Origin of the sequence: Kitasatospora sp. NPDC017646 (genome assembly GCF_044329365.1) — a bacterium.
GTDB lineage: Bacteria > Actinomycetota > Actinomycetes > Streptomycetales > Streptomycetaceae > Kitasatospora.
In genome coordinates, this window is sequence record NZ_JBIRJC010000094.1 from 1 (window position 1) to 8,779 (window position 8,779).

At 69.1% G+C, this 8,779-nt stretch carries 2 protein-coding genes and 1 pseudogene; all 3 read left to right on the forward strand.

Annotation, left to right across the window (positions count from 1 at the left end):
• Window positions 1-184, forward strand: a pseudogene (locus ACH4J0_RS42305) (hypothetical protein); the annotation flags it as partial.
• A 5,994-nt stretch (window positions 185-6,178) separates the two neighbouring features.
• Window positions 6,179-6,898 (forward strand): DUF2637 domain-containing protein, encoded by a 720-nt coding sequence (locus ACH4J0_RS42310; protein WP_396246517.1) that lies wholly within the window; start codon window positions 6,179-6,181, stop codon window positions 6,896-6,898.
• A 1,440-nt stretch (window positions 6,899-8,338) separates the two neighbouring features.
• On the forward strand, window positions 8,339-8,545 hold the full coding sequence (locus tag ACH4J0_RS42315; protein ID WP_396246518.1) for a hypothetical protein: 207 nt from the start codon (window positions 8,339-8,341) through the stop codon (window positions 8,543-8,545).
• Window positions 8,546-8,779 lie beyond the last annotated feature (234 nt).

Consider the following 8,779-nt stretch of genomic DNA (forward strand, 5'->3'; position numbering starts at 1 on the left):
CGACGGCGCCAGCCTGTCCGTCATCGGCCACCGGCACGGGATCAGCCTCGACCGCCCGCTCCCGGCACCGAGACCAGCCTGCCACAGCAAGATGTACAGCCCACCCTCGGCCGCAGCACTCGCGGAAGCCGACGCACTCCGACAGGACGACACCCAGGAGGACGGACTAGCGTCCGGTCAGTAGGCCGGCGGGTCGCCGGAAAAACCCGCCCAGGACGAGCTGTGGCCGGGCATTCCGACCGGATCGGACGGAAACGACCGGAGCCACCGGTTCGTCCACCCGGCGGCTCAGCCGCTTCCCAGTGAGCCGCCGTCCCAGTGGTGAAACACCGTCACGCCGACGAGCTTCCGGGCTGCACACCGCGAATCCAGCGGGAATCCCCGAGGGGGACCGCACGTCGGTTCTCTGCCGGTCACCTGCTGGCTCAACGGCCGTCTTCGGGGAGGATCTCGATGGGCTGCTCTCGCCGTGCCGTCGTATCCGGCGTGCCTCTGCCTTGTCACCTCATGGCTCCGAAGCAGGGCCTCTGGTCTCGGGGGGCCGCACAGCGGATCGCTGAGTTCTATCTCGGCGACACCGAGACCGACGCGGCTGGCACCGACGTCTTGGCGGACTGATTTCGTCGGGTCATATCAGAGCCGCAGCCCCGGCGGGAGCCGGTCCGCCGTCCGGCTCCACCACCCGGCGTGCTCCGCCGGAGCGGTCGAACGCAACCGGACGGCCTCGGAGATCACGAGCACGCGGCACCCCGGGTACGGATCAGAACGTTCTCGGTCGAAACCTCCCGTAGCCCGCCCCGTGATCTGTGCGGTGGCCAGTGGACTCCCCTCTGTGGACCGCGGGGCCAGGCCGCACGGCTTCCGCCCGCGTATCCGTGGCGGCCTGCGAACCGTCTCGCTTTCCGGCGGATGAGCCGATGGCCGTTCCCGGTGCGCATGCCGAGCCGTCCGTGGATTTGGAGCGCCTGGGGCCGTTGCCTCGGACGAGCAGGAGACTCCCCGTGGTGCATGTCCTCTCCCCCGCTCGTGGCGCCGCTCCGGCCGGGGAAGCGCCATGGTCCGTCCGGCTCCCACCAGGGGGATGACGAGCAGTCGGGCGAACGGGCGCCGGACCGGCAAAGCCGATCGGGAATAGGTTATCCGCGGAGGAGCGATCCGCTCCAAAAAAGGGGGGGCGCGTTCATGTAATGCTGCACCTAGTGTGACGGTAGGAATAGTTCCGTAACCAGCGGCCGATGACGGGCCGGACTTTGCCTTTTGTCATTCACCGAGGACGGGGCGGCATCGCGACTGGGGGCCTATTGGGGAATTTCCCGGTCGGAGACGGGTGAAGCGCTCACTAGATTCCTCCGAGCATTGACCGAAACCGGCCGTTCCGATCGTGCAGGTGACGCCTGGAAGCAGGCCGGCCCGGCTACGCGGCGAAGCCCGACCGGGCATCCTCTCCGACTGGCGTGGACCAGGCGGCGGAGGCCGCGAGTCGTCCGGGAGCACGGCGCAGCTGGCGCTCTCGGACCGTAGGCGCGTCGGCCGGGCGGTCCGGTTCGGCGGGGATCGGCCGTGGAGCACGTGGGAATGGGTGCCACTCCCGCAGAATGTGCGGGACCGCGAGCTCGGGGGTCGCCACGAAGCGGGGTAGCCGTCGGCCGGTGCGCGTCAAAGTCGCACCGGCCGACGGATCCGATTCCTCGCCGGGGCACCCACCGCCGCAACCCGCCTCTGCGGTGGTCCCGGCAGATCCGGGAATGCCGCCGGCGGAGCGGCTGCTTGCCCGGGAGAGGAGGGCGACCCACCCGGTCGGATGTACCCAGTTATCCATCGGGCTGAAAGTCCCGCAATGCCTGGTCGGGCGATTCACCCGCACGGCCCAGTGGGCCGGGAAAAGCAAACCATTTTGCGGATCGGAACGGAACCCTTGCGACCAGGCACTTTGCGTGTGCGGAGCTCGTCGCTCGGAAAATCGGCCCGCGCATTCACTGGTGCCTCCAGGTGTTCTCAGCGCACCGCTCCCCGGCCCCGGCGGGGGAGCCGGAGAAGTGGTCGTGTCGGCCGGAGTGCGGTCATCGCAGTCGAGCGGTTGGACGGGAGGAGGCCGGGGGCGGTGCCCGGCAGCGCGGTCCGAAACTTCGGGCCGACGTGAACCGGCCGAGTCGTGGATCGCCTTCCGACCCCGGAAGCGGTGCGCGGCTTTTGACGGATCCGGCGTAACGGTGACGCAATGCCAGGAGGTGGAGTCCGGCCCCGGGTCTCGGGCGCTCTCCGTCGCCGCGGAGATTCCATCGGGTTGGCGTCGGGTCGGTCACGTCTTCGGCGGTCCCGGACGGACTCCGACGTCTGGTGGTCGCGTGGGCCTCGGGAGAGTGCAGCGGGATCATCGCCCGTGACACGCCCCGGAAGGCACCCGCGCCGGCTGGGCATCCGGCGATGACCGCGGCGTACTGCCAGGCGCCCTGCTGTCTCCGGCCCGCTGACACGTGCTCGCCCACGGGCGCCGGATCCCGGCTGGCTCCGGGCACCAGGCGCGTCTCACGGGGGCACCTGCCCTGCCCCGGCCGTGCCGTCCCGAACACGGTGGTGCCGTCTGCATCGGGCTCTCGGACGTCCCGGCCCGGAGCGGGCCCCTGGGCGGTCATGGTCCCCGGCGTGCGCTCACACAGCTCGGTTGTGGTTCGGTCCGCCCGGTCTGCGGGCCCTCGACCGGTGGCCTCCCGAGGGAGGGGTGTGACTGCGCCCTGCCGGTGCGGACCGGTCGGGGTGGTGCGGTCCACCGGCGAAGCGTCGCCGAGCCGGGCACGGGCCCGCTCCCGTTCGAGCCGGCGAGCGGCGAGGCGTCGGCGTAGGAGCGTTCCTTCCGACACGTCTCCCTCTGCTTCTGACCAGTCGCAGCGCCCAGCCGCGGTGGGCGGGACCTGCGCCGGCCGGGCATCTTCGGCAGGCGGAACGTCCGACCGGCTGGCGGACGACTCCCACTGTTCCTGAAGCCGGCGGCACGCGGCAGCGGCAGCGGCGGGACCGCAGGACCGGCAGGTGCTCGAATCCCCGGTGTCACGGACGACCAGCGGGCCACGGCACAGTGCGCACTCCGGGGCTGGGACTGACCTGGCCCCCGTGACCGTTTCGCTTGCCCGGTCGACGACCCTGATGAGCCACGGGAGCGGGGAGACCACGGAGGACCACGGCTCGGCGCCGACTGGTTCCCTACGGCGCGCGAACTCCCATGCGGACTCAAGGGCTTGGAGGATCACCTCACCGTGGGCTTCTGGTGAGGTGCCGTAGTCCGCGAACGTTGCGACGATGTGCCAGGCGAACATGTCGAGCTGTCGCCCGGTCAGCCGCTCGGCCAGCTGACTCGGCAGTCGGCGCAGAGCCGACGACGCGGCGCGTCGTCCCCATCGTCTCTGTTCGTCGGTCAGCAACCGGATCGCCTCACGGTCCGCTGGCCATCCGCCGCGCCCCGCCGTACCCGCCATCTCCGCCGTGGCTGCCGCCGCGCGGCCTCGCGTGCGCGCGGCTGGCGGTTCGTTGGACGGCCAACCGCCAGCGACGGCCGGCTTGTTCAGCAAGTCGTGTTGGGAGGATCGTGTTTCTGCCACCGAATCGGGGGTGGTCGATGTCACCGGACCGGGGAGACCCGTTGTGACCGAACCGGCGGCTCCCGGCCAGATGCCGAACGAGGCGCGGCGATGGCGAGCCAGTGCTGTACCGGCGACCTCGCCGCTGTCGCCTGCGGCGCCGGGCACGGCTCGCAGTGCGGGAACAGCTCCGTTCGGCGTGGACTCGGGCCGCCCGTCCGGGACTCGCGCGGGCACGGGCACGGGGTGGACGACGTACCTGAAAGCCCTTCCCTCGCCGGGACTTCTGCTCACCCACCCCTGCGCCAGGAGTTCCGCCACCGCGTCGCGGGCCGTTCCCTCCTTCATCCGGCACTCGCGCGCGATTCGCCCGACGGGAGTCGGTTCGGGGAAGTGCTGCCGCAGGGATAGGAAGGCGTAGACCTTGAACCGGGTACCGGCCAGATGGGTCCGGGCGTACGAGCTGACGCACACGGCCAGCTCACCGTCGGCCAGGGGACGGACACGTCGGTTCATGGTCCGGGTGGCAGGATTACGGGCGGCGCGGACCAGATTCTTGGTCTTTGCCTTGGCGATCAGCCTGTTGACGCCGCCCCGCGACAGCCCCAGTTGTCGTCCGATGGTCCCGTCGGCGGCGAAGCATGACCCCGACTTCCAGCCGTAGTCCTGCACCAGCGTCACGACCCGGATCAGATCGCCGGTCAAGTCCCTGTCACTGAGCCACGCTGCGGGGAAGCGGGTGGCGGGCAGGCTGGACCGTCCGGTCGCAGGCGCTCCTGGGACGCACCCGGGGTCCCGGACCGTCTCCGGGAGCACGGTGACCGTGCCCGCCCGGCTCAAGGAGCACCGCCGGAGGCCTGATGCCCGATCGTTCGTCGGCCCCGTCCGACCGGCCGACCGTGAGTGTCCGGATCGGCCGAGCGGCGAGGCGCCGCCCGTTTCGGCGTCGGAGCGGTGGTGGTCCCCGCCAGTCCCGATTCAGCTGTGGTCACGTGTGTCTCACAGCTCCGGAGAGGCGGCTGTCGCCTTCGTCCATTCAGGACTCGGGGGCCCGATCCCGGGCGGACGCGGCGGTGGCTCACAACACGGGCAGGGGCGAGCTGGCAGATTTCGAATCGGTGATGCAAAATGGCGTTGCCTACTTACGACGCGTGAGGAGGCCGCAGCTCGACAGGACACAGGTTCTTCGCAGGATCCGGAGTGTGCCGGCGAGTCGAGGCAGTAATGGATTCCGTCGTCGGCTCAGATGTGTACTCAGCGGCGACGGGACAGGGCGTTCAGATCCCGAGGCATGTGCTTGGCCCAGTGGTGAAGTCCGGTGGTGCGGACTGAGCCTTTTCCTTGTCGCTAGGTCATGTCACACCTCCCCGCCAGGGGGGGCGTGGTAAAAGGGCGTCGAACGAACACCGGAAAACGATCACGAGCGGCCGTTTTGCCTGACGGTTCTTATCCGGAGGCCCGAGTGATCTGGAGCAGCGACGCAGCTCCGACTGCGCCGCGTAGCCGTCCGGACTCAGGCGAGTCCGGACGGCTGCTTCATCACCGAGCCGAGTTTGCACTCAGAGTACTCCTTCCATCACGGAACGTTTCTGAATCCTTTTCAATCCGTGCCGTCCCGAAGCCCCGCGTCCGCACGAAGGCGGTAGCCCAGCCACACCAACCGGGCGTCCTGCGGAAGTCCGGACGGGACGGAAAGTCCCGAGCGGCCTCGACGTCCCGACTTGGCGGACTCCCCAGGACGCCCGGCACCCGCAGGCCCAGGACCACGGAGCTGCGACGCCATGCCACACCGGTCAGTTACGGGCCGACGCAGGAAACCGGGCGGATCGGATGCGCGGCGCAGCTGCGCCGGCCGCCTCAGAGGCTCACACCGACGGTCATGATGCGGCATCGAACGCTCCCCTCACCAGCCACCCGGACGGAAACGCGAAACTGGTGCTCCTCATGCAACCTGAGCTTCCGTTGATCGGATGACCGCACGCCCACAAGGACGCGGGCACCCCGCCACACCCCGGGGCGGCCCATGGACGGCAGCCCCCGGCGGCCACGCCCCCCTGGGGAGAATCGCAGAGCGTCCGCCGGAAACCGAAGCCGTCCCGCCGGAGCGCAGGGGAAAACCAGCGAGCGGAGATGGTCGCGCCCGCTTCGACCGCTCCGGTCCAAGGCCAGCCGAATGACCACCCCACGTTCGGCCCGAGGAGTTCTGCTTCCCGGGTAAAAACACTGAGCACAAGCGGCTTGAGCATATTTCAGGACACCCGGATGCCGTACTTTTCCCGGCGATTGGCCCATCGTTCTCGGGGCATGAGTCCAACAGTCGAGCCGCCCCTTCCATTGCCACTGGAGCCAGACCGCATCTGCAATGTCGGTGATAACTGGCTATTCGTCCCGGATCGGAGCAATGCCATGGGCGACGTAGAAAATGGATATCTCGTGAAGAACGGCGAACGCGTGGTGCTGAGACATTGCTCACGCTATCTGACGGAACTCTTCCGCGAACTGCGTCAGCTTGAGTTCGAATTCGCGAACCGGCTGTACCGACCAGGCGCATAAGCCTGACCAGGGCCGCCGGCCGCATGCACGACGACGCTCACAGGAGGGCCGCTTTGTACGAGTCGACGGACACCACTTTCGCCCCCCGCTACGCCTCGGGATTCGCTCCGGACGACGGGGTCATACTCAACCATCCCCTCTGGCCCCCCGTCGGCCAGTCGTCCCCGGAGGCGCCCTATCCGGTCGTGGACGGGTGGGCCGACGCAAGCCTGCAGTCGCACGCCGTCGGGGTGGAAGCCCTCATGCAGGAGGTCGGTCTGCCGGCCCCGGGCTTCCATCCCCGGGTGATCGCCGACCACCCCCAGCACCGCTCACGGACAACATACCCGGCACGCCGCGGGGCCGACATCGTGGGATCCGTGATCGGATTTCTGACTGCGGCGATCGTCACCGTGGTGTGCATCCTCGGATGGGCGATCTCCTACCACCCTCTGCAGGACGTGGCCCTTTCCCGGCTGCCCAGAGGCCTGTCCCAGTACTGGCCGGTCGTCGTCTACGGGCCGTGGATGGCCGCCTCTCTTTCCGTCCTGCGTGCCGCGCTGGGAGGTCGCAAGGTCGCGAACTCCTGGACGGTCATCCTCGTGTTCGCCGGTATCGCCAGTGGCCTGTGCATCGTCGACACACCCAGCACGATGCCTGAAGCCGTGGTCGCGGGCCTTCCGCCGGTGACGGCCGTGGTGTCCCTGCAACAAATGGTGCGCCAGCTGCTGGTGGCCAGGCAGGTGTCCGAGGATGATGTCCGACAGAAACCCTCACACCGGGCATCGCGGTAGAACGCGGACGGCTCGGGACCACCGCCAGCGGGGGCAACCGAGTCTCCGATCCCAGCGCGTCGTCCGTCGAGGATGGAACCGCACCATCGGATCGTCGCATCCCGGCGACAGGACGGCTCCACTGCCCCGGTCTTCCGGAAGACACCGGGGTCCCCTCGCGCCGACGGATCGCCCCCATTCCAGACCGCCCGAATTCCTCGCCGGGAAGAGCGCCATCGGCGACAAGCGACGAGGGCCGCGAACGCCCGACCTGCTCCGTAGCGGTGCAAGTCGCTCGCACCGCCGCCGTTCGGAACTGCCGAGAAGGGCGATCCACGTGAACCGGCCACCGCCGGTGCACAGACAGCCAGGAATTCTTACTCCAACCGCGCACCGGCCGGCACCTCCCCCGCCACGCTGTCCTCGTCGCCGGTCGTTGATCAGTGGGATCTCGCGAACCGTGATGACATTCCCGACACTCGTGCGACTTCCGGACGATAGGCGTCGACCCGGAGCCAGGCGGGGCGCTCGGACCGGTCGGCTCCCGTTCAGCGAGCAGTGGTCAGCCCCTGAAGCGTGCCATGGCCGTGGCGCCCCACCGGCGCCTGTCTTCTTCACCGGCGACGGACGGACCGGAATCCAGGGCGCGATGCGACTGCGGTGGTGTCCCGGCCACCGGCACCCGTGACCAGGCCCATCGCTGCAGTTGCACCAATCGAGTGAACATTCCCCCGTTCGAGTGGTCTCACCTTTTCAGATGACTACGGTAAGCATGCTGCGCACTGCAGGGCGTAGTCGGCCCGGGGCGCCTGTCACCGGCTCCGGAATCATCCACGATTCGAAAGGAAACGACACCAATGATCCTGAACCTGCTCGCCGATATCATCGCCGTCCTCGGCTGGCTGCTCTAGCGGTCGTCGACCCACCCGGCGGCGAGCCGGCCCCGGCTGAGTGACGGGGCCGGACTCACCAGATGCTCTGCCGGAGACCCTCGCAGCTGTCGTGCCGGCGAGAGCCGGCGACGCGGAAGCAGCGCCTACTCGCAAGCGCCCGCCGTTCACCGTCACCCCTTGCATGCCGCCTCTGCCGAACGATGTGACCAGCCCGTTCCCTGTAGTGCTTGCACAGGGCATCGCGGACATGTGGCTGCACCCCGCCTCTGGCCCACCGACTCCCCGGCACAACGCCGGCGGAGGGTGGCCACCACGGGCATCACCGTCACCCTCGCCGCCTGGTTCCTCAGCCACCTGGCCGCCGAACAGACCGCGTCCGCCGGCGAACGGTACGCGGTCTTCTGGGCGCAGGTCGCGGGCGTTGCCGGCCCAGCTGCGAACGATCGCCTGGTCAACCGCGTGGGAACACGGATCTATCTTGACGTCGGGCCCGGGGGCGAGCCGCCGTCCGACTTCCGGATCGAGGAGCTGACTCCCGAGCGCGCGTCCGACGGCACGCCGAAACTTGGTGGCCAAGGTCCACAACACCGGCAAGCGTGCCCTCGACCTGACCGTGTCGATGTCGGTGACCGACGGGCCGGGATCCCTCAGCGCCGGTCCCTCCGCGGTGAACCTCGGCACCACACTCGGCATCGACGAGACCGGGCCGGTGACTGTCGTGCTCGATGAACTCCCCTTCCGCATCAGCCAGTTGCACCCTCGTCACGCGACATGACCTGCCCGGTCAGGCCTCGTTGTGACGGCGAATCCCACAGATTGATCGCGACCCGACACCCGCCCTAATCGTTCCTCCTGGGTGTCGTCCTGTCGGAGTGCGTCGGCTTCCGCGAGTGCTGCGGCCGAGGGTGGGCTGTACATCTTGCTGTGGCAGGCCGGTCTCGGTGCCGGGAGCGGGCGGTCGAGGCTGATCCCGTGCCGGTGGCCGATGACGGACAGGCTGGCGCCGTCA